15 protein-coding genes, 4 tRNA genes and 1 other RNA gene are annotated in these 21,631 nt (G+C 72.1%); 11 read left to right on the forward strand and 9 right to left on the reverse strand.

The window, feature by feature from the left end:
- The first annotated feature begins 270 nt into the window (after window positions 1–270).
- From ACZ61E_RS21110 to ACZ61E_RS21145, 8 genes are all read left to right on the forward strand, one after another.
- Window positions 271–597, forward strand: coding sequence for a histone-like nucleoid-structuring protein Lsr2 (locus tag ACZ61E_RS21110; protein WP_203557853.1), 327 nt, complete (start codon window positions 271–273; stop codon window positions 595–597).
- 128 nt (window positions 598–725) lie between these two features.
- Window positions 726–797, forward strand: a tRNA-Gly gene (locus tag ACZ61E_RS21115).
- A 40-nt stretch (window positions 798–837) separates the two neighbouring features.
- Window positions 838–910, forward strand: a tRNA-Gly gene (locus ACZ61E_RS21120).
- 130 nt (window positions 911–1,040) lie between these two features.
- Window positions 1,041–2,048: an ABC transporter ATP-binding protein gene (locus ACZ61E_RS21125; protein ID WP_469701366.1), complete on the forward strand. Its 1,008-nt coding sequence runs from the start codon at window positions 1,041–1,043 to the stop codon at window positions 2,046–2,048.
- Complete coding sequence (locus ACZ61E_RS21130; RefSeq protein WP_469701367.1) at window positions 2,045–2,857, forward strand: ABC transporter permease; 813 nt, start codon at window positions 2,045–2,047, stop codon at window positions 2,855–2,857. The genes ACZ61E_RS21125 and ACZ61E_RS21130 overlap by 4 nt, the downstream gene beginning before the upstream one ends.
- Window positions 2,858–2,950: 93 nt before the next feature.
- Window positions 2,951–4,450 carry a sensor histidine kinase gene (locus ACZ61E_RS21135; RefSeq protein ID WP_469701368.1) on the forward strand — a complete coding sequence of 500 codons (1,500 nt, stop codon included), beginning with the start codon at window positions 2,951–2,953 and terminating at the stop codon, window positions 4,448–4,450.
- A complete protein-coding gene (locus ACZ61E_RS21140; protein ID WP_469701369.1) occupies window positions 4,447–5,091 on the forward strand; it encodes a response regulator in 645 nt (214 codons plus the stop codon). The genes ACZ61E_RS21135 and ACZ61E_RS21140 overlap by 4 nt, the downstream gene beginning before the upstream one ends.
- A 22-nt stretch (window positions 5,092–5,113) precedes the next feature.
- Window positions 5,114–5,186: transfer RNA gene (locus ACZ61E_RS21145), tRNA-Gly, on the forward strand.
- 72 nt (window positions 5,187–5,258) lie between these two features.
- On the opposite strand, the gene ACZ61E_RS21150 is transcribed toward ACZ61E_RS21145, so the two are convergent.
- The 6 genes from ACZ61E_RS21150 to ffs form a co-directional block, all read right to left on the reverse strand.
- The gene (locus ACZ61E_RS21150; RefSeq protein WP_469701370.1) at window positions 5,259–6,158 is read right to left on the reverse strand and encodes a phosphoribosylaminoimidazolesuccinocarboxamide synthase; all 900 of its coding nucleotides are present in this window, start codon (window positions 6,156–6,158) and stop codon (window positions 5,259–5,261) included.
- 160 nt (window positions 6,159–6,318) lie between these two features.
- Window positions 6,319–7,776 carry a N,N-dimethylformamidase beta subunit family domain-containing protein gene (locus ACZ61E_RS21155; RefSeq protein WP_469701371.1) on the reverse strand — a complete coding sequence of 486 codons (1,458 nt, stop codon included), beginning with the start codon at window positions 7,774–7,776 and terminating at the stop codon, window positions 6,319–6,321.
- 416 nt (window positions 7,777–8,192) lie between these two features.
- Window positions 8,193–9,965, reverse strand: coding sequence for a hypothetical protein (locus tag ACZ61E_RS21160; RefSeq protein ID WP_469701372.1), 1,773 nt, complete (start codon window positions 9,963–9,965; stop codon window positions 8,193–8,195).
- A gap of 421 nt (window positions 9,966–10,386) precedes the next feature.
- On the reverse strand, window positions 10,387–11,643 hold the full coding sequence (gene purD, locus ACZ61E_RS21165; RefSeq protein ID WP_469701373.1) for a phosphoribosylamine--glycine ligase: 1,257 nt from the start codon (window positions 11,641–11,643) through the stop codon (window positions 10,387–10,389).
- 220 nt (window positions 11,644–11,863) lie between these two features.
- On the reverse strand, window positions 11,864–14,152 hold the full coding sequence (locus ACZ61E_RS21170) for a DNA polymerase III subunit gamma and tau (protein WP_469701374.1): 2,289 nt from the start codon (window positions 14,150–14,152) through the stop codon (window positions 11,864–11,866).
- A gap of 45 nt (window positions 14,153–14,197) precedes the next feature.
- Window positions 14,198–14,292: signal recognition particle sRNA small type (ffs, locus tag ACZ61E_RS21175), an RNA gene on the reverse strand.
- A 74-nt stretch (window positions 14,293–14,366) separates the two neighbouring features.
- On the opposite strand from ffs, the gene ACZ61E_RS21180 reads away from it, so the two are divergent.
- Both ACZ61E_RS21180 and ACZ61E_RS21185 read left to right on the forward strand, forming a co-directional pair.
- Window positions 14,367–14,454 (forward strand) — tRNA-Ser (locus ACZ61E_RS21180).
- 435 nt (window positions 14,455–14,889) lie between these two features.
- Window positions 14,890–15,780, forward strand: coding sequence for a phosphorothioated DNA-binding restriction endonuclease (locus ACZ61E_RS21185; protein WP_469701375.1), 891 nt, complete (start codon window positions 14,890–14,892; stop codon window positions 15,778–15,780).
- 97 nt (window positions 15,781–15,877) lie between these two features.
- On the opposite strand, the gene ACZ61E_RS21190 is transcribed toward ACZ61E_RS21185, so the two are convergent.
- Window positions 15,878–16,288 (reverse strand): Fur family transcriptional regulator, encoded by a 411-nt coding sequence (locus tag ACZ61E_RS21190; protein WP_469701376.1) that lies wholly within the window; start codon window positions 16,286–16,288, stop codon window positions 15,878–15,880.
- 316 nt (window positions 16,289–16,604) lie between these two features.
- Here ACZ61E_RS21190 and katG point away from each other — a divergent pair, with 316 nt between their 5' ends.
- Window positions 16,605–18,848, forward strand: a complete 2,244-nt coding sequence (gene katG / locus ACZ61E_RS21195) for a catalase/peroxidase HPI (RefSeq protein ID WP_469701377.1) — start codon at window positions 16,605–16,607, stop codon at window positions 18,846–18,848.
- Between the two features lie 624 nt (window positions 18,849–19,472).
- On the opposite strand, the gene ACZ61E_RS21200 is transcribed toward katG, so the two are convergent.
- Together ACZ61E_RS21200 and ACZ61E_RS21205 are read right to left on the reverse strand one after the other, a co-directional pair.
- Complete coding sequence (locus ACZ61E_RS21200) at window positions 19,473–20,186, reverse strand: restriction endonuclease (RefSeq protein WP_469701378.1); 714 nt, start codon at window positions 20,184–20,186, stop codon at window positions 19,473–19,475.
- A 244-nt stretch (window positions 20,187–20,430) separates the two neighbouring features.
- Window positions 20,431–21,588, reverse strand: coding sequence for an epoxide hydrolase family protein (locus ACZ61E_RS21205; protein WP_469701379.1), 1,158 nt, complete (start codon window positions 21,586–21,588; stop codon window positions 20,431–20,433).
- Window positions 21,589–21,631: the final 43 nt, after the last annotated feature.

Raw genomic sequence — 21,631 nt, forward strand, 5'->3', positions numbered from 1 at the left:
CACGCAGTGCCGGACTCTCCACCGATCTCCGTCGATATCGCACCGTGAGACGACAGGGAAAAATCCAGGAAAAAAATCGCTCCCGCCATTGCCGTCGGACACGCTGATGCAATTGGCTGGGCTTCACAATGCGATGCGGTTCGCTGTACAAAGGAATAGAGCAGAAAGCCGCATTGCCCCTAAACTGCCGGAAGCCCGGTGTCGCCGCACGTCAGCCATGATCCCAAGCATGGCCGGACCCGGCGGTGCCGCAGGAAAGGACCGATATCCGTGGCGCAACGCGTAGTGGTCACGCTCTCCGACGACATCGACGGCGGGGAAGCGGCGGAAACGGTCACGTTCGGCCTCGACGGGAAGTCGTACGAGATCGACCTCAATCCCGCCAATGCAAAGAAACTGCGCAAGGCCCTCGCCCCGTACCTCTCCGCGGGCCGCCGGCAGACGCACGCCGGAAAGAACCGTAAGTCGTACCGGCACACCGCCCTGGCGCCCGACCCGGCCGCGGTACGCGCCTGGGCGCTCTCGCACCGGATGGAGGTGCCGGCCCGCGGCCGGATCCCCAAGCGGGTCTACGAGGCCTTCCGCGAGGCGAGTTGAGGAAGTGTCCGGTCCGGGGCGCGCGGCCGGGCTCGCCGGGGAACGGAGTTGCACAGCACCCCCGGCGATCGGCTAGAGTCTGGAGCACGCCGAAGGGCAAGGCCGAAAAGCCGAACCCCACGCAGCGTGCGGGTGTAGTTCAGTAGTAGAACGCCCCCTTTCCAAGGGGGAGGCGCAGTGTGCGATTCCTGTCACCCGCTCCGCATCACATCGAGGCTCGTCCTCGGTGGACGGTGCACTGCGGACGTAGCTCAGTTGGTAGAGCGCAACCTTGCCAAGGTTGAGGTCGCCAGTTCGAACCTGGTCGTCCGCTCAGCATCGAAGGCCCCGGTCACTTCCGACTGGGGCCTTCGCCGTGCCCGCCCCCAGCGATGACATTTGTCATGAGCAGTGGTGACAGCGCGCACTGAACCCGGCGCCGATCCGGCGGAAGTCTTGTAGTCATGACAACGACTCGGGGAGACAACGCGGTAAGGCCCACGGATGTGGACTGGAACGTCATCGAGGTGGACCGGCTCCGGCGCACCTACGCCGGGGGGTTCCAGGCGGTGGACGAGATCTCGTTCACCGTCGGCGAGGGGGAGGTCTTCGCGCTGCTCGGCACGAACGGGGCGGGCAAGACCTCCACCGTGGAGATGCTGGAGGGCCTCGCCCGCCCCAGCGGCGGCACGGTGCGGGTGCTGGGACACGACCCGTACACCGACAGGGCCGCGGTACGGCCGCGGACCGGGGTGATGCTCCAGGAGGGCGGCTTCCCGACCGATCTGACGGTCAAGGAGACCGTACGGATGTGGTCGGGCTGCACGAGCGGGGCGCGGCCCGTCGACGAGGCGCTGGATCTCGTCGGGATGGCCAAGCGCGCCGGTGTGCGGGTCAAGCAGCTCTCCGGTGGTGAGCGGCGGCGCCTCGATCTGGCGCTCGCGCTGCTCGGCCGCCCCGAGGTGCTCTTCCTCGACGAACCGACGACCGGCCTCGACGCCGAGGGCCGCCGGGACACCTGGGACCTGGTGGCGGCGCTGCGCGACGAAGGGACCACCGTGCTGCTGACCACCCACTACCTGGAGGAGGCCGAGTCCCTCGCGGACCGGCTGGCGATCATGCACGGCGGCCGGATCGAGGTGGCGGGGACACCGGCGGAGGTGACCGCGACCAGGCCGGCCCGGATCCGGTTCAAGCTGCCCGACGGGGTCGCGCCGGGGCAGCTGCCGCTCACACTGCGGGCGGCGGCCGACGGTCCGCAGATCGAGATCCGCACCCAGGAGCTCCAGCGGGACCTCGCCGAACTGCTGCGCTGGGCCGAGGAGTTCGGCGTACATCTGGCAGGCCTCGATGCCCGGTCCGCCTCGCTCGAAGAGGCGTTCCTCGACATCGCGGCGCAGCGCGCGGGAGCCGGGGCCGCCGGTGCGGGTGCGGGTGCGGGCGACAACAAGGGAACGGGGGTCGCCGCATGAGCGCGACAGTCACTCAGAAGCGCGGGACGGCCGCGGAAGGCGGGACGACGACCAGGGCGGGACGGCTGGGCGCGCTCGCGCGGGCCGAGCTGACACTGCTGATCCGCAACAGGACGACGCTCTTCGTGGCGCTGTTCGTACCCATCGGGCTGATCGCCTCGGTCCAGGTCTCGCTGAAGGACGTCGATCTCGAAGACACCGGGATGAGCGTGCTGGAGATCGCTCTGACCGGCGGCATCGGCATGGTGCTGCTGATGGTCGTGTACTCGAACCTCACCTCCGCGTTCACGGCCAGGCGCGAGGAACTGGTGCTCAAGCGGCTCCGTACGGGCGAGGTGTCCGATCCGGAGATCCTCACCGGGACCGCGCTCCCCGCCGCCGCGCTGGCGCTCGCGCAGTGTGTGCTGCTGGTCGCGGTCGGCGCCGCGTTCCTGGACGTCAGCTCCCCGCAGCGGCCCGAGCTGCTGGTGCTGGGTGTGCTGGTGGGTATCGGGCTGATGGCGGCGCTGGCCGCGGCCACGGCCTCGTACACCCGCACCGTGGAGAGCGCGCAGATCACCACCATGCCGCTGTTCCTGCTGTCGGTGGTCGGATCGGGCCTGTTCATGCCGCTGGAGGCGCTGCCCGACACCATCGCGTCGGTCTGCGAGGTGCTGCCGATGACCGGCATCGTGACCCTGGTGCGGGCGGGCTGGCTGGGCGACACCGCGACCGGCGACCTGGTCTCGGCGGGACTGAATGCTCTGGCCTGGTCGGTGCTGGCGGTGTTTGCTGTGAAGCGGTGGTTCCGCTGGGAGCCCCGACGCTGAGCGACGGTCACGACGGACGGCGCGCCGGCGGACGCCGGGCGCGCGTCCGCGCGTGGCGAGCACGCCGACACGGGTGGGAGTGGGAAGGACGGCATGGCGAGGGTAATGGGCAGGACACGGCCGTGGGCCGGGAAGAGCAAACCCGCCAAGGTGGAGATCTACACCCGCTGGTCCTTCCACCTCTTCATCGTCGGCGAGCTGGTGGTCATGGTGACGGGCACCGTGGCGCGCGCCGGCTCGCCGGTCGGCGGCTGGTTCCTGCTGCTCGGCTGTGCCCACGCGCTCGCGGCCGGGGCCTACATCTCGTACGCCCTCGACTGGACACTGGGCAGGCGGGCCAGGCCGAGCCGGCTGATGGCCGGGACGGCGGTGCTCTCCGTCGTCGGTTCCGTGGCGACCATGGCTCTCGTCTCGGCCCACACGTCGAGCAAGGACGACATCCAGAGCCTGTCCTACGTGCTGATCGCCTTCGCCGGGTTCGGCGTCGGCTCGCTGGTCGTCGGCGTCCGGCGGGTGAAGAACATGCTCCTGCTCGTGCTGGCCTCCATCGTGGTCGTGGCACTGTCGGGGCTGGTGTTCGGCATGGGGTTCGGTGCCCTCTTCGGTTCCGTGCTCGGGGTACTGATCGCGGGACTGGCCCTGACCTTCACCACCGGCTTCTCGGTCTGGCTGGTGAAGGCGGTGTGGGATCTGGACAGCGCCCGTGAGCTCCAGGCGCGGCTCGCCGTCGCCGAGGAACGGCTGCGCTTCGGGCGCGACCTGCACGATGTGATGGGACGCAATCTGGCGGTGATCGCGCTCAAGAGCGAACTCGCCGTGGAGCTGGCGCAGCGCGGCGGTACGGAGCAGGCCGCCACGCAGATGTCCGAGGTGCAGCGGATCGCGCGGGAGTCGCAGCGTGAGGTGCGGGCGGTCGTACGGGGGTACCGGGAGGTGGACCTGCACACCGAACTGGAGGGCGCGCGGGGCGTGTTGCGGGCGGCGGGGATCGGTTTCCGGCTGGAGGGCGCGGATACGGGGAACGGTGCGGGCGGGGGCGGTACGGACGGGGTGGTGGACGCCGTCGCCGGTGGCGGTGCGAGGGGCATGTCCGGTGGCGGTGCGAGCGGCGGTTCCGGTGACGGCTCCGGCGGCGGCGAAGGTGAAGGCTCCGGCGGCGGCGCGGGTGGCCTCGCGGACCTGCCGGCCGATGTGCAGTCCGCCCTCGGGTGGGTGGTCCGCGAGGCCGCGACGAACGTGCTGCGCCACGGGGACGCGCGGCAGTGCACGGTACGACTGACGGTACGGAAGGGGTGCGACGCGGTGCTGGTCGTGGAGAACGACGGGCTGCCCGACCGGGCGGCCCTGGCGCGAGCGGGCGCGGAGGGCCCGCCCGGGCCGGCGGGGGCCGGGCTCGCCGGGCTGCGCGAGCGGCTGGCCACGCTGGGCGGCACGCTCGACGCGGGCCCGGTGGACGGCACCCACTTCCGGCTCACGGCCCGGGTGCCGCTGGCGGCGGAGCCGACGCGGACCAGCGGTAGTGGTGGATCCGCCGAGCTCGCGGAGACGGCCGGGGCGGGCGGGGCGGCCGGGGCGAGCGAGGTGACCGCGTGAGCCAGCCGCCACTGCCCGGCCCCGCGCCGGTCACCCCCGTACGCATCCTGCTCGCCGACGACGAGCATCTGATCCGCGGCGCGTTCGCCGCGCTCCTCGGGCTGGAGGAGGACCTGACCGTCGTCGCCGAGGCCGCGTCGGGGCCCGAGGCGCTGGCGATGGCACTGGCACACCGCCCGGACGTCGCCGTCCTCGATCTCCAGATGCCGGGCGCGGACGGTGTGAAGGTCGCCACATCGCTCCGTACCGAACTGCCCGGCTGCCGGACGATGATCGTCACCAGTCACGGCCGCCCCGGTCATCTCAAGCGGGCCCTGGCCGCGGGGGTGCGCGGCTTCGTACCGAAGACCGTCAGCGCCCGGCAGCTCGCCGAGATCATCCGCACCGTGCACGCCGGAAACCGGCACGTGGACCCGGAGTTGGCGGCAGACGCGATCTCCGCCGGCGACTCACCGCTGACGGCGCGCGAGGCCGAGGTGCTGGAGCTGGCCGCCGACGGGGCGCCGATCGCCGACATCGCGGAATGGGCCTCGCTGTCGCAGGGCACCGTACGGAACTACCTGTCGTCCGCCGCGTCCAAACTGGGTGCTTCGAGTCGGCACACGGCGGTGCGTCTCGCCCGCGAGCGAGGTTGGGTATAGTGGGGCTCGCGCCACGGCGCACGCGGACGTAGCTCAGTTGGTAGAGCGCAACCTTGCCAAGGTTGAGGTCGCCAGTTCGAACCTGGTCGTCCGCTCAGCACAGGAACCCCCGGCCGGATCACCGGCCGGGGGTTCCTCGCTGTCCGGCTTCGCTGCCCGGCGGGGGGCTACCAGCGCGTGCCGGTGAGGAGTTCGTACGCCTCCAGGTACTTGGCGCGCGTCGCGTCCACGATCTCCTGGGGCAGCTCCGGCGGCGGCTGCTCGCTCGCGCGGTCCCAGCCGGAGGCGGGCGAGGTCAGCCAGTCGCGTACGTACTGCTTGTCGTACGACGGCTGCGCGTGGCCCGGTTCCCAGGTCGCCGCCGGCCAGAAGCGCGAGGAGTCCGGGGTCAGCACCTCGTCGGCGAGCACCAGCCGGTCGTCGGTGTCGAAGCCGAACTCGAACTTCGTGTCGGCCAGGATGATGCCCCGGTCGCGGGCGATGTCGCGGGCGCGGCCGTAGACGTCGAGCGTCGTACGGCGCAGCAGCGCGGCGGTCTCGGCGCCGATCCGGCGGGCGACCTCCTCGTACGACACGTTCTCGTCGTGGTCGCCGACGGCGGCCTTCGTGGCCGGGGTGAAGATCGGCGCCGGCAGTTCGGAGCCGTCGACCAGGCCCTCGGGGAGGGCGAGTCCGCAGACGGTACGGGTCTGCTCGTACTCCGCGAGACCGGAGCCGGTGAGATAGCCGCGGGCGACGCACTCGACCGGGGTCATCCGCAGGGGCTCGCAGATGAGTGTGCGGCCGGCCCAGTCGGCGGGGGCGCCGTCCGGGAGGTCGGTGGAGATGACATGGCTCGGCGCGAGATCGGTGAACTTGTCGAACCACCAGAGCGAGAGCTGCGTCAGGACCCGGCCCTTGTCGGGGATCTCGGTGGGCAGGACCCAGTCGTACGCGGAGATGCGGTCGCTGGCGACCATCACGAGATCGCCCGCCTCGTTCCGGTACAGGTCGCGCACCTTGCCGGTGTGCAGATGCACCAGGCCCGGGACCTGCGACGGCTCGGGCTTTTCTACGAATCCGGACACGGTTCCTCGTTCCTCGCCGCGGGCTTTCCTGTTCCGATTCTCCCGTACGCGCGGAGCGGGGCGCGGCTGGGGGCGCGGCGGGGCGGGCGCGGCGGGGCGGGCGCGGCGGCCCGGCGCGGGAACACGGCGGGGCGACGGCGTCTCCCGGGCCCGGCCGCGTTCAGTCCCGCTTGCAGATGCGGTCCAGGAGATTGGCGGTCGCCCGCTGGACGCGCGGGTCGACATGGCCGGGCCGGTCCAGCGCGGGCGACCACGCGAAGGTCCCCGAGGCGAAGACCAGGGCGCCGGAGGGCGCCCGGTAGAGCGAAGTCTCCTGGTGGCGGAGGACGTTGTCGTTGTCCCGGTACGGCGAGTGGGCGAGCAGCATCCGTTCGTCGTGCTCGGGAAGCGCCGTCCGCGGGAAATAACGGTCGGCCTCGCCGGCGACGAGGCCGGGGATCTCGTCGCGCTCGGAGGCGCCGGTGGCTTCCCAGAACCAGTGCTGCGCGTTCCGTACGACCATCGGGTGCGGCTCGGGGACCCGGCCCACGTACTGGATGCCGAGCAGTTGCTGCTCCGGCCTGTCCACCTCCCGCCAGAGGGCCGGGCGGCCGGGCCCGTGGCGCTTGCGGCAGGTGAGGAGGCGGTCGGGCACACCGGAGGCGGACGGGCCCAACTCGACCTGCCAGTACATGGTGTTGGCGGAGAGGAAGACCAGCGACGTGCCGTGCTCGCGCGCCCGCTCTACGGTGCGGCGCATGGGGATCGACCAGTACTCGTCGTGGCCGGGGAAGACCAGCCCCCGGTAGCGGGTCGGGTCGATCCTGCCTGCGTGCAGATCGCGGGCGTCGGCGTAGGCGATGTCGTAGCCGTAGCGCTCGGCCCAGCGGATGAAGTCGTACGCGTGGCCCACGTGGATGGGCAGGCCGGCGCCCGCGTACGGGCGGTCGAAGGAGACGGTGATCGCCGCGTCCTCCTCGCCGAGGAGCCGGCCCTGCTCGTCCCAGGCGTGGTAGAGGCTCGCGCCGAGACGGCCGTCCTCCGGGTAGAGGTTGTACGCCTGCCAGGTGATGTCGGGCAGCAGGAGGAGCAGGTCGGCGGGGTGGCTGTCGCGGACCGTGAAGGGGATGTGGGAGCGGTGGCCGTCGGTGGTGGTGAGGACGGCGACGTACGCGCCGAGCGACCAGTACGACGGGATCTGGAGGCGCCAGGAGAGCCACCAGTGGTGGCACGAGACCGTGCGCTCGGCGGCGAGCGGGGCGGGCTGGACGATGCCGGAGAGCCGGGGGCTGGTGGTGATCTTGCGGGCGCCCTCGCCGCCGTAGTGCCCGATCCGGTAGATGTCCACGGCGAACGGCTGGGGAGGATCGACGGTGACGTGGAAGTCGATCGACTCGCCGGGCGCGGCGGCGCCGGTCGAGGCGAAGCCCTTGATCTGACGGTGGACGTCGTCGGCGGTACGGGTGCCGCCGCGGTCGCGCCCGAGCGTCGGGTCCGCGTACCAGGGGACGACCTGGCCCGTGTCGTCGAAGTAGTTCTCGCTGCCGCGCAGCCAGGGCACCGGGCCCTGGCCGAAGGGGTCTGAGACGGCGTGGGCGAGCGCGCCCGACTCCCACCGTCGGATGTGATCGGCGCACATTGGCGCGCCCCTCCCTGGAATCCCCGTCCGGTTCTTGGTGGTTGGTCGACTGCCGGTGGGCGGACCGCCGTTGGGGCGGACCGTGGCGGCGCCGGCTCCCAGCACATCACATTACGCACGCGCTCCGTCACCGTTCGTCGCGAAAGGAAGTGCGCGGAACACCCGGATCCGCACGGTGTGTTGGGCGGCGCGTGGCGCTCAACGGGCGGTTCGCCGGGGCTCCTCCGGGGCCTTGCCGGGCTTCTTCCAGGGACCGGCCGGTCGGTGCGGGGGGCGGTTGGCCCCGCGGTTTGCCGGGTCGTGCGCCGGGTGAGGTGCGGGCCGGGCCCGGGTGGTCAGCCGCCGTGGCGGTAGCGGGGCACGGCGGCTTCGGCACGTCCGTACCGGGCACTCCGTCCGGGTGGGGGTGAGCGAATTCACACCAGACGGACCGGTTTCTCCGACCGTACGCCCGTCGAGGCGAGCCAGGTCCGCAGCGGCTCCACGTCACCGTCCTCCACCAGGCTCAGCACCCCGCCCGCCAGGTCCGTACGGCGTTTGCCGCCCATCAGCAGGGCCGGGCCGTCGAGCCAGTCCAGGCCCGGAGCCGCACCCGCCGTGTCCACGGCCGCGCAGCAGACCATCGCCGTGACGTGGTCGGCGAGCAGCTCGCGGCCCGTACGCGGCGGCATGAGCGGAAGCAGCGGGAGCGGGTCCGTCCCACGGAACGACAGGGCGTCGCCGGCCGGGTCCGCCGCCGGGGCGGGCGCCGGGACGGCGGGCACGGCCGCGGCCTCCTCGCGCGCCACCTCGGCGCTGATTCCGGCGGCCAGGGCGTCGCCCGCCTCCTCGCCCCGTCCGGCGAGATGGTCCATGACCCGGTCCAGCGTGGGGCCGAGCACGCGGACGGCCGAGTGGTCGGCCGCGGAACCGCCGGGCCGGGCGGACGGGCGGACGCCCATGTCGTCCAGGACGCGGTGCAGCCTCGCCGCTTCCGTACGCCACTTGCGGTCGACGACCTCCTCCGGATACTGCTGCCAGTCCACCGGGGACCAGTCGGGGCCCGAAGCGGCCGGGCCGCCGTGGAAGAGGCGCGCGGCCAGCAGGGACGCGGCCTCGTCGACGGCGCCGGGCTCCTCCAGCAGGTCGCAGGCGGGCCGCTCGCCGAGCCGGGAGGTGAAGCCGTCGGCCAGCCGGTCGCGCCGCGACAGCTCGGTGAGCGCCGACACGACGCCGACATCGAGGCGGGACGGCCAGCGGCCCATCCGCCAGGCGGGCAGCGCGACGCGGGTCAGCAGCCGGTCCCAGCCCGCGTAGGCGAGGCCGACCTGCTCCTGGGCGACGATCCGCAGGCCGTAGTCCACACCCTGCGCGCGCTCGGAGGCGGCGGAGGCGACACCGCGCTCCATCAGCGCGGCGTGCTCGCCGCAGGCGCGCAGCATCAGTCGGGCGATCCGGCCGACGGCGCCGAGCCCCGCCCGCCGTATCAGCCCGAGTCCCGGACGACCCGAGAGCGCCACCGCGGCGTCGAGGCCCCGCACGAAGCGGCGGGCGGCCGCTATGTCGGGGTGCGACGCCGGGCCCGTGCCGGCCACGACAGGCGCCAGCACGGCGCGCAGCTCGGCGACCCGCATCCACCACAGGAAGGGCGAGCCGATCACGAGGACGGGCGCGGTGGGAGCGTGGTGACGCCCGTGGCCGGCGGCTGTCCCGTGCGGGGAGCGGGAGGCGCGTCGGATGCCGGGGTCACCGCCCGTACCGGACGGAAGGGCCGAGGCGTCGACGGAGGCGTGCGCGGGGTGCGTACGGTCCTCCAGCCAACTGTCGCAGTCGGGGGTCAGGGCTATGGCTGAGGGCGCCAGCACGTCCAGCCGCTCGGCCAGATCCCGCACCAGCCGGTACAGATCGGGGGCGGAGCGCTCGGCGATCTCCACGGTGGGGCTGAGGGCGGGTCTGGCTCTGGCGATCACGACGGCCACGGCCGCCGCGCACAGCAGCACGACGCCGGCGAGAACCGTCACGATCCAGCGCGCGGCGTCCCAACTCCCGCCGGTCAGAGCGCCCGTGGCACCGCCCGCGAGCAGGACGACCGCCGCCGCGGCGGGCAGCAGCGCGACGGCCATGGCCCTGCCGCGCACACGCAGCACTGCGACAGCCCTGGACCTGGCGCCCTGGACGCCGATCTCCTCACCGACTCCGGAACCGGACACGTCCGGATCTCACCCCCTCTGCCAGCACTGCGGCGGATTTGCTCACTCCCCCACTGTGGCACCCACCACTGACATCGCAATGCCGGTGGGCCAAGTGCCCGAACGCTTGCGCCGCACCATAGTTGGGGCCCCGGCGAGGGTCATTCGGATGGGCTAACCGTCACTCGATGGAATGGCTTTGGGCAAAGGTGCTGACGCGCGGGTGTTTTGTGCGTGCGGTTTCCGCGGCGAGGTGACGGAGGAGGGGACCGGTTTCCGCGGAGTGTCTCCGCAGCGTGTTTCCGCGACGGAGCGAGGGGTTGGTGGGGTGGGGTGGGGTGCCGGGCCGGGGTCCGGGGTCGTACCGGGCATACCGAGGCGCCGGGGCCGGGACGCGGGCGTCCCGGCCCCGGTCGGCCTGCTGGCTGGCTCGCCGGCCGGGTCAGGCTTCGGCGGCCTCGCGCGCGATGTCCGTACGGTGCTGGGAACCGTCCAGGCGGATCCGGTCCACGGCCGCGTACGCCCGCTCCCGTGCCTGCCCGAGATCCTTGCCGGTCGCGGTGACGGACAGCACCCGGCCACCGGCGCTCAGGACCGTACCGCCGTCGTCGGCCAGCCGGGTCCCGGCGTGCAGCACGTACGCGTGGGGCGCGTCCTGCGCCACGACGTCGGCCAGACCCTCGATCGGGTCGCCGGTACGCGGCGTACCGGGGTAGTTGTGCGAGGCGATGACGACCGTGACCGCCGCGTCGTCGCGCCAGACCAGGGCCGGCTGATCGGCGAGACGCTCCTCGGCGGCGGCCAGCAGGACACCGGCGAGCGGGGTCCGCAGCCGGGCCAGGACCACCTGGGTCTCGGGGTCCCCGAATCGGGCGTTGAACTCGATGACCCGCACACCGCGGCTGGTGATCGCCAGGCCCGCGTACAGCAGCCCGGCGAACGGCGTGCCACGGCGGCGCAGTTCGTCGACGGTCGGCTGGAGCACCGTCTCCATGACCTCGTCGACCAGCTTGGGGTCGGCCCACGGGAGCGGCGAATAGGCGCCCATGCCACCGGTGTTGGGGCCCTCGTCGCCGTCGAGCGCGCGCTTGAAGTCCTGGGCGGGGCGCAGCGGGAGGACGGTGCGGCCGTCGGTGACGGCGAAGAGGGAGACCTCGGGGCCGTCGAGGAACTCCTCGATGACGACCCGGCCGCAGGCGAGCGCGTGCTCGCGGGCGGCGGCGATGTCGTCGGTCACGACGACGCCCTTGCCGGCGGCGAGACCGTCGTCCTTGACGACGAAGGGGGCGCCGAAGGCGTCGAGGGCCTTGTCGATCTCCTCGGGGGTCGTACAGACGTAACTGCGCCCGGTGGGGACGCTGGCCGCGGCCATGACGTCCTTGGCGAAGGCTTTGGAGCCCTCCAGCCGCGCCGCCTCGGCGGACGGGCCGAAGCAGGCGATGCCCGCGTCCCGTACGGCGTCGGCGACCCCCGCGACGAGCGGCGCCTCGGGTCCGACGACGACGAGCCGGGCCTCCAGCTCGGTGGCGAGCCGGGCGACGGCCGCACCGTCCAGGGCGTCGACCGGGTGCAGCTGGGCGACTTCGGCGATGCCGGCGTTGCCCGGCGCGCAGTGCAGCGCGGTGACGTCGGGATCGAGGGACAGAGAGCGGCACAGGGCGTGTTCGCGGGCACCGCCGCCGATGACTAGGACCTTCACGGGGGGCAGCCTAGCCGGGCCGGGGTCCGCGACCCACCGGACGTCCGGCGCGCGGACTGCGGGCGGAGGACGGAGGACGGAGGCGAACGGGGACGGGCGGGGGGCGGACGGGAACGGGCGATCGACCGGCGGACCGGGTGGACGGCGGCCGTGCGCGGACGACGCGGGGCGCCCCAGCCGTCACCGAACATCACCAGTCATTACTGGCCGTTACTCGTCATTACTGATCGTTCGGATACTCCTCGACGACGGTGGCACCCAGCTCGCGCACGATCAGGTCGTGGCCGGAGAGCGCGGAGTCGACGAGGTCGGCGTCGTCCTCTTCAGGGGTGTCGTCCTCGGGGGCGACGTGCCGGGGGGCGGCCGGGGCCGCGTCCGACGGGCGGCGCTGCTCGGGAGCCGTGGGGCCGGGGACGGTGTGCGCGGGGGCGGCGGGTGCGTAGGCGCCGGACATCACGGAGCCGGAGCCCGCCCCCGCGGAGGCGGGCTGGGCGGGCGGTGCGGGCCGCTGGGAGGGGGCGGGTGCCTGGGGTCTGGCGCCGCCGTCCCCGCCGCCGAAGCCGCCACCGCCACCGTTTCCGTAACCACCCCCGGCTCCTCCGCCGCCCCCGTAACCTCCGCCGGGGTTGTTGCCGCCGCCGGGAGCCGGGGGCTGCGGGGTGCCGCCCGAGGGATCGATGATCGCCTCGATCTTCCACTGCACGTGGAACTGCTCGGAGAGCGCCTGCTTGAGCACTTCCTCGCTGCCGCTGCTCGCGAAGTTGTCGCGGGCGCCCGCGTTGAGGAAGCCGAGCTGGAGGGTCGTCCCGTCGAAGCCCGCGACCTGCGCGTTCTGACTGAGCAGGATCCAGGTGAAGCGACGGCGGTTCTTGACCGCCTCCAGGATGTCCGGCCACATGTTCCGCACCTGTCCGGCGCCCTGGGTCATGACGGGGCCGCCGCCGGGGGCGGCGGGTCCCGCAGGCTCCTGTGCCTGCGGGGCCGCCGCCGGAGCGGGCTCCGCGGGCTGCGGGCCCCGCCCGGGGGCCGACGCGGTGGGCCAGCCGCCGGGCTTGCGGGCGGGCTCGGCGGCGGCCGGGGCAGGTGCGCCGGGCGTCGCCGCACCCGGCCAGGCGCCGGGCCGACCGCCGCTCGGGGGCGCCGGGGCGGGTGCGGGCTCGGGAGCGGGCGGTGCGGCGGCGGGGGGCGTAGGAGGCGCGGGGGGCGTGGGCGCCGGGCCCGGCGCGCCGCCGCCCTGCACGGCGGCCCGCGCCGCCGCCGGTCCGCCGCCGGGCGCCACCGGGTGCGCCTCGGGCCCGGGGACGTACCCCATGGCGGGTGCCGGGCCCCCGGTCGAGAACGCCGCCGTGGCCACCCCGCGCTCCAGCCGGTCGAGGCGCGTCTGTACGGAGCGCTCGTCGTCGAAGGCGGCGGGCAACAGCACGCGCGCGCAGATCAGTTCGAGCTGGAGCCTGGGCGAGGTGGCGCCCCTCATCTCGGTGAGCCCGGTGTTGACGAGGTCGGCGGCCCGGCTCAGCTCGGCGGCCCCGAAGACCGACGCCTGGTCCCGCAGCCGCTGGAGCACGTCCTCGGGGGCGTCGATGAGCCCCTTCGTACCGGCGTCGGGAACGGCGGCCAGGATGACCAGGTCCCGCAGCCGCTCCAGGAGGTCCGCGACGAACCGCCGGGGATCGTTGCCGCCCTCGATGACCCGGTCCACGACCTCGAAGGCCGCCGCGCCGTCGCCCGCCGCGAAGGCGTCGATCGCCGAGTCGAGCAGCGAGCTGTCCGTATAACCGAGAAGGGCCGTCGCCATGGCGTACGTCACACCGTCCTCGGCGGCGCCCGCGAGGAGCTGGTCCATGACGGACATCGAGTCCCGCACGGAGCCGGCACCGGCCCGCACCACGAGCGGCAGCACCCCGTCGGCGACCGGGATCCGCTCCTTGGCACACACCTCGCCGAGGTAGTCCCGCAGCGTCCCGGGCGGCACGAGCCGGAACGGATAGTGGTGCGTGCGCGACCGGATCGTGCCGATGACCTTCTCGGGCTCGGTGGTCGCGAAGATGAACTTGAGATGCTCCGGCGGCTCCTCGACCACCTTCAGCAGGGCGTTGAACCCCGCCGGCGTGACCATGTGCGCCTCGTCGATGATGTAGATCTTGTAACGACTGCCGGCCGGCCCGAAGAAGGCCTTCTCCCGCAGATCACGCGCGTCGTCCACACCACCGTGCGAAGCCGCGTCGATCTCGATGACATCGATCGAACCGGGGCCGGTCCTGGCCAGGTCCTGACAGGACTGGCAGACCCCGCAGGGGGTCGGCGTGGGCCCCTGCTCACAGTTCAGACAGCGCGCCAGGATGCGCGCGCTGGTGGTCTTCCCGCAGCCCCGCGGCCCGCTGAACAGGTACGCGTGATTGACCCGGTTGTTGCGCAGGGCCTGCTGCAACGGGTCAGTGACATGCTCCTGCCCGATGACCTCGGCGAAGGACTCGGGGCGGTAACGGCGGTACAGCGCTAGGGACGACACACCTACGACGATATCGGCCCGCTCCGACATCCCACCCCCGCCAACGCGGACGCCCCTCACGTACCCGCCAGAGCCGACCTACCCTTGCTGCCTTCCGGCCCTGGGGGAGTTCAGTCAGATAGCGCCACGTGAGGGGCTGCGCCCAACAGTACCCGATCCCCACCCCCACGAACGAGTTCGCGAGCACGGCTCCCCGTCTTGTATGGTTCGTCGCGGAGGATTCGCCTAGTGGCCTAGGGCGCACGCTTGGAAAGCGTGTTGGGGGCAACCCCTCACGAGTTCGAATCTCGTATCCTCCGCCATTGCTCTCACCGGGCAATAGTCGAAGGCCCGCCGTCGCTAGCGATGGCGGGCCTTCGACGTGTGTGGTCGCGGTCGCTGCGAGCGGGCCGGTACTCGGCGGACGGGGGGCAGAAGGACCGACGATCGTGCCGCCCGTACCACTCGGTGCCCGGCGGAGGAGTTGATCGCCGGTCGGCGCGGTCACACCCCGCGAGCCACCACCTCGCCCGCCGCCGGCCGCTCAGGTTGGGGCGGCGATCCCGGTGCGGAGACCGGGCGTTCACCGTCGGATTGGCGCGGGGCGGCAGCAGTCCGGCGGCTCGGACCGAGCGGAGCATGCCCGAGCGCGTGGCCGGCCTCGGCATGCCGGTCCTGGTGATCTTCGGTGCCGCCGACGTGCGATGGCCGCCGCTCGCCGGATCGGCTCGCGGGCGCCGGAACTATCATCGCCCGTCATGGACTGGCTTGAGCGCGCCGCGACGTTGAGGCAGTGGACGGCCAACGGTGTGCGCGCTCCCCATAAGCCCCTGCTTCTTCTCTACGCCCTCGGCCGGTTCCAGGAGGACGCCGAGAGTGAGCTCTCGTACAGCGCGGTGGAAGGCGATCTGAAGCGGCTGCTGATCGAGTACGGCCCCCGCAACCGGACGACACCCGCGTATCCGTTCCACCACCTGGTCAGCGACGGGGTGTGGGAGGTGCGTACCGATCGTGGCGTCGGCAGCCCCGGAAGCGGGGTGCTGGAGCTGCGGGCGAGGGGGGCGGCCGGGCGGCTCGTGCCGGAGTTGAGGGCGGCGCTGCGGCGTGAGCCGTCGCTCGTCGGCCGTATGGCGCGGGTGTTGCTCGATCTGCATTTCCCGCCCTCGCTCCACGGCGAGTTGTGTGAAGCCGTCGGCCTTGAGCCGGAGTCGGCTGAGATACCTCGGCTGTCGCCCGCGCGGCGGCAACGGGACCGGCGTATGCGGGAGTTGGTGCTGACCGCGTACGAGTACCGGTGCGCCTTCTGTGGCTACGACGGAAGGATCGGCGCGGTCGCGGTCGGGCTGGAGGCCGCGCACGTGCGCTGGTGGGCGTTCGACGGCCCGGACGAGGTCGACAACGGGCTCTGTCTGTGCGCGCTGCACCACAAGTTGTTCGACAAGGGCGTGTTCGGTGTCGACGACGAACACCGCGTGATGGTCTCGCGGCACTTCGCCGGGCGGAGTCAGGCGGCGCGGGCGCAGGTGACGGCCCTCGCGGGGCGCCCCTTGCTGGGCCCGCAGCCGGGCACGAGTCCCGTCGCGCCGGATCACCGCTCCTGGCACACGCGGCAGGTGTTTCACGGTGACCCGCGCGTCCCGGCCGGGTGACCGACGAGTTCCCGGATCCCCGCGGGACGGGGGCCGGCGACTTCCCGGACCCCGCCGGACAGGGGCCGACGAGTCCCCGGACCCCGCCGGACAGGATCTAGCCGCAGGCCGGACAGAGCCCCCGGTACGTGACCTCCGCCGTCGACACCGTGAAGCCGAACCGTTCCTCCGGCGGGAGGGCGGCGAGGAGGTCGCCGGCCGGGTGGACGTCGCGGATCGTGCCGCAGTTGGAGCAGACCAGGTGCTGGTGGGGACTGCGGGCGTTGGGGTCGTAGCGTTTGGCGCGGCCCTCGGTGGAGACCTCGATCACCTCGCCGATGGAGACCAGCTCACCCAGCGTGTTGTAGACGGTCGCGCGGGAGATCTCGGGCAGCCGGCGTGCCGCGAGCGCGTGCACCTCGTCGGCCGTGAGATGGACGTGGTCGCCGTCGAGCACCTGCGCGACGACCCGGCGCTGGGAGGTCATCCGCCAGCCACGGCTGCGTAGTCGCTCCAGCAGGTCGCTCATGTCGGTTCACCTGTTCGCGTTCGCGAGATTCCGAGAATGGATTCCGAAAATACCGGCGGACGTCCGCCGGACGTCCGGATTATTACTGGATGTACGTTTAGCTCGCTTCTTGACTTGGACTCCGTCCATCGTAGGATCGGTTCCGGCGAATAGCCAAGGAACGTCGCGTGTGGGGCCGTGTGGGGCTCCCCACTCGCTCAACGCGGCAGAGCCCGTACGCCGCGTCAAGCCCGGCCGGCGGGGGCACCGCCCGACCGCGTCCGACAGCCACAGCCTCTCCTGAGCACCTTGATCCGCCTGGTCCGGAAGGATTTCAATGTCTGAGAACCATGATGCAATCGTCGTAGACGCGAAGTCGGAGGAAGCGAGTGGTGGCTGCCCGGTCGCGCACGGGCGGGCCCCGCATCCGACCCAGGGCGGCGGAAACCGCGAGTGGTGGCCCGAGCGGCTGAACCTGAAGATCCTCGCGAAGAACCCCGCCGTGGCCAACCCGCTTGGTGAGGACTTCGACTACGCGGAGGCGTTCAAGTCCCTCGACCTGCCGGCCGTGAAGCAGGACATCGCCGAGGTCCTGACCACCTCGCAGGACTGGTGGCCCGCGGACTTCGGTCACTACGGTCCGTTCATGATCCGCATGGCCTGGCACAGCGCCGGCACCTACCGGATCAGTGACGGCCGCGGTGGCGCCGGCGCCGGACAGCAGCGCTTCGCGCCCCTCAACAGCTGGCCGGACAACGGAAACCTCGACAAGGCCCGCCGGCTGCTCTGGCCGGTCAAGAAGAAGTACGGCCAGAACCTGTCGTGGGCCGACCTGATGATCCTCGCCGGCAACGTCGCCCTGGAGTCGATGGGCTTCGAGACCTTCGGCTTCGCCGGCGGTCGCGCGGACGTCTGGGAGCCGGAGGAGGACGTCTACTGGGGTCCCGAGACCACCTGGCTCGACGACAAGCGCTACAGCGGTGACCGGAACCTGGAGAGCCCCCTCGGCGCGGTCCAGATGGGCCTCATCTACGTCAACCCGGAGGGCCCGAACGGCAACCCGGACCCGCTGGCCTCGGCCCGCGACATCCGTGAGACGTTCCGCCGGATGGCGATGAACGACGAGGAGACCGTCGCGCTCATCGCGGGCGGCCACACCTTCGGCAAGACCCACGGCGCGGGCCCGGCGGAGAGCGTCGGCGCCGACCCCGAGGCCGCCTCGATCGAGGAGCAGGGCTTCGGCTGGAAGAACAGCCACGGCACCGGCAAGGGCGGCGACACGATCACCAGCGGCCTTGAGGGCATCTGGACGAACACCCCGATCACCTGGGACAACAGCTTCCTGGAGATCCTCTACGGCTACGAGTGGGAGCTGTTCAAGAGCCCCGCCGGCGCCAACCAGTGGCGGCCGAAGGACAACGGCGGCGCGGGCTCCGTCCCCGACGCCCACGACGCGTCGAAGAGCCACGCCCCGACGATGCTGACGAGCGACCTCGCGCTCCGCGTCGACCCGGCGTACGAGCAGATCTCGCGGCGCTTCCTGGAGAACCCCGCGGAGTTCGCGGACGCCTTCGCCCGCGCGTGGTTCAAGCTGACCCACCGCGACATGGGCCCCGTCGTGCGCTACCTCGGCCCGGAGGTCCCGGCCGAGACGCTGGTGTGGCAGGACCCGCTGCCCGCCGTCACCCACCAGCTCGTGGACGCCGCGGACATCGCCTCCCTCAAGGAGCAGGTCCTCGCCGCGGGCGTGCCGGTCTCCGCGCTCGTCTCCACCGCCTGGGCCTCGGCCTCGTCCTTCCGCGGCAGCGACAAGCGCGGCGGCGCCAACGGCGCCCGTATCCGTCTCCAGCCGCAGATCGGCTGGGAGGCCAACGACCCCGACCGGCTCGGGACGGTGCTCCGCACCCTCGAAGGCGTCCAGGAGAGCTTCAACTCCGCGCAGGACGCCAAGGGCGGCGACAAGCGGATCTCGCTCGCCGACCTGATCGTGCTCGCGGGAGCCGCCGCCGTCGAACAGGCCGCCAAGACCGCCGGCTTCGACGTCGAGGTGCCCTTCACTCCGGGCCGCGCGGACGCGTCGCAGGAGCAGACCGACGTGGAGTCGTTCGCCGCGCTGGAGCCGGTCGCCGACGGCTTCCGCAACTACCTCGGCAAGGGCCACCGGCTGCCCGCCGAGTACCTCCTGATCGACCGGGCCAACCTGCTGACCCTGAGCGCCCCCGAGATGACCGTCCTCGTCGGCGGCCTGCGTGTCCTGGGCGCGAACTACCAGCAGTCGTCGCTGGGCGTACTGACGGCGACCCCCGGTGCCCTGACCAACGACTTCTTCGTCAACCTGCTCGACCTGGGCACGACGTGGAAGGCGACGTCCGAGGACGAGAACACGTTCGAGGGCCGCGACTCCGCCACCGGCGAGGTCAAGTGGACCGGCAGCCGGGCCGACCTGGTCTTCGGGTCGAACTCCGAGCTGCGCGCGCTCGCGGAGGTCTACGCGGGCGACGACGCGAAGGAGAAGTTCGTGAAGGACTTCGTCGCGGCGTGGACGAAGGTCTCGAACCTGGACCGGTTCGACCTCGTCTGAGCGGCTGAGTCCGCGGACAGCTGAGTCCGCGGACGGCCGAGTCCACGGACGGCCGAGTCCACGGACGTCGAGCGTCCGAACTGAGCGTTTCGGCCGGGTGGGCCCGTACTCAACGGGCCGGCCCGGCCGTCTCGCGTTCCACGGGCGTACGCCGGAGGGGGCGCCAGGTGCCGTTACCACCGAGTTGGGTGCTGTCACCGAGGCGGAGAGGGCGGTACGTCACCGAGACCTGTCGCCGAGACCTGTTACCGAACTGCCCGCCATATGCGCCTTCTTGGGCCCGCGTCAGGGCACGGACGCCCTTGGGCGACAGCCGGGTGCCGGGCCCGAGGGCGGGAACCGGTCACAGGAGCCCGCGAATCGGTCGAATGCGGGGGATGACGGGATACGGGCGCACTTCGCGCCTTCCGTGCCCGACGCTTCCCGGAGACGATGGTGTCCGGCGTACTGCCCGTGATCCCGGGAGGACGTATGGGCAAGCAGGTCAAGTGCGGATCGACCAAGACCACGACCGGCAAACCGTGCCAGAGGCCGGCGATGATCGGCTATTCACGCTGTCAGACGCACAGGGGCGACTGGACTCCACGGCAGAAGCGGAAGACCAAGAAGCGCTGACGACGCCAGTCAGGTGCCGTACGTGTCCTTCCAGCGTCCGCGGTGACCGCGGTCGCCCTGACCCCTGCCGTTCAGGGGGAGCAGTCCGGGTAGTGGGGTGCCCGTGTTCCACAGGCCGAGCAGGTCGCGGTGGACCGCGAGGATGCCGTGCTGGACCGCGAGTGCCAGGGCGGCCCTGCTGAACGGGCAGGTGGCCACGAACACCGCGACATCCGCCTTGTGATGGAGCCAGGCCGTGCCGACGAACTTCTGCATGTCGCCGCTCGGGACGTAGCGGTGCGGGGCGTAGTGCTTGCACTGGACGACCAGTCGTCTGCCGTCGGGCAGCTTCCCGGTCACGTCCGCGCCCAGGTCGCCCGACCGGCCGCTGACCTCGACGTCGGTGCAGCCGTCGCGGCGGCACAGATCGGCGACGTACCGCTCGAACTCCTGCCAGCTCATGGCGTCCACCTCGGCGAGCGACCGTTGCCCGGCCCTGATCGCGTCCGCCTCGCGCCACTGGCTGTCCCGACGGCGTACCACCCGGTCCGTACGCCGCAGCCACCAGGCCACACCGCCCGCCGCACCGGTCACGGCAGCGCCGACCACGTACGGCCAGATATCCGTCCAGAAGGTCATCAGCACGAGCAGCGCCAGAACGCCGACGCCCGACAGGGCTCTCCGACGGCCCTCGTAGCGTCTGCGTGCCGCCGGCGGGCGCCTGCCCCGGCGCCTCCTCGTCACGCGTCCTCGCACGTCATGCGTCCCCGGGCCCCATGCGTCGCCCCCGACTCCGGTCGTTGTGGCCGTATTCCCCGGCCCGGAGAGTCTGGTCGGGCGGTACGTGAGGCGAAAGAGGTCACTCTCGGCCACAGGAACTTCCGCGCGGCGCGAAGTGACTCGATCGTCCGGGCCGGGCTCTGTGCGCCGTGGCCCTGGGCGATCCGGTCTCGAAGGCGCGCCACGGACACCGCACTGGACGCGTTCCCTACAGCGCGCCGGCCGAACGGAAGAACGCGCGCACGTCCGCGACGAACAGCTCCGGCTGCTCCAGCGAGAGGAAGTTGCCGCCACGCTCCAGCTCGGTCCAGTGCGTGACGTTGTGCTCCCGCTCCGCGAACCGCCGGACGGCGACGTCCGTGGACAGCGCCACGGCGACCCCGGTGGGAACGGTGCCGCGCTCCTTCGGCGCCCACGCGCCGGGGTCGTGCGCCGACTCGTAGTAGAGGTTCGCGGCGGACCCGGCCGTGCCGGTGAACCAGTAGACGCTCACATTGGTCAGCAGCTGGTCCAGGCCGACCGCGTCCTCGGGAAGTTCCGCGTCGGTGTCCGTCCACTCCTTGAACTTCTCCACGATCCAGGCGAGTTGGCCGACGGGCGAGTCGGTCAGCCCGTACGCGAGGGTCTGCGGGCGGGTCGACTGGATGGCGTTGAACCCCATCTTCTCGTCCCGGAACTCCTGGAGGCGGGCGATGCGCGTCTGCTCGCCCTCGGTGAGGCCGTCGAAGTCGGCCGGGTCGTCGGAGGGGAAGGTGATGAAGCCGTTGACGTGTACTCCGACGACGCGCTCCGGCACCTGCCGGCCCATCTCGGTGGCGATCCAGGCGCCTCCGCCGCCGCCCTGGACTCCGTAACGCTCGTATCCGAGGCGGGACATCAGCTCGGCGAACGCGCCCGCGATCCGGCCGTTGTTCCAGCCGGGGGCGCTGAGCGGACCGGAGAAGCCGACGCCCGGAGTCGATGTGACGACGACATGGAAATCGCTCGCCAGCGGGCCGACGACCTCGGCGAACTGGGTGAACGAGCCGGGCCAGTCGTGCACCAGCAGCAGCGGCGTGGCGGCGGGGTTCGCCGACCGTACGTGCAGGAAGTGAATGTTCTGGCCGTCGATCTCGGTGCGGAACTGCGGGAACTCGTTGAGCCGCGCCTCCGCCGCGCGCCAGTCGAAATCCTCCGCCCAGAACGCGGCCAGTTTCCTGAGATGACCGACCGGGACACCGCGCGTCCAGCCGACCCCGGGGACCTCGTCGCTCCAGCGGGTACGGCGCAGCCGGTCGCGCAGGTCGTCGAGTTCGGCCTGCGCGATCTCGATGCGGAAGGGGCGGACATCGGCACTGGTGCGGCTGGCGCCGCTGTTGTTCTCCATGGACAGAACCGTAGAGTCGCATTAGGAAGACTTCGTTCCTGAA

The sequence above is a fragment of the Streptomyces sp. NPDC104581 genome (genome assembly GCF_055583685.1).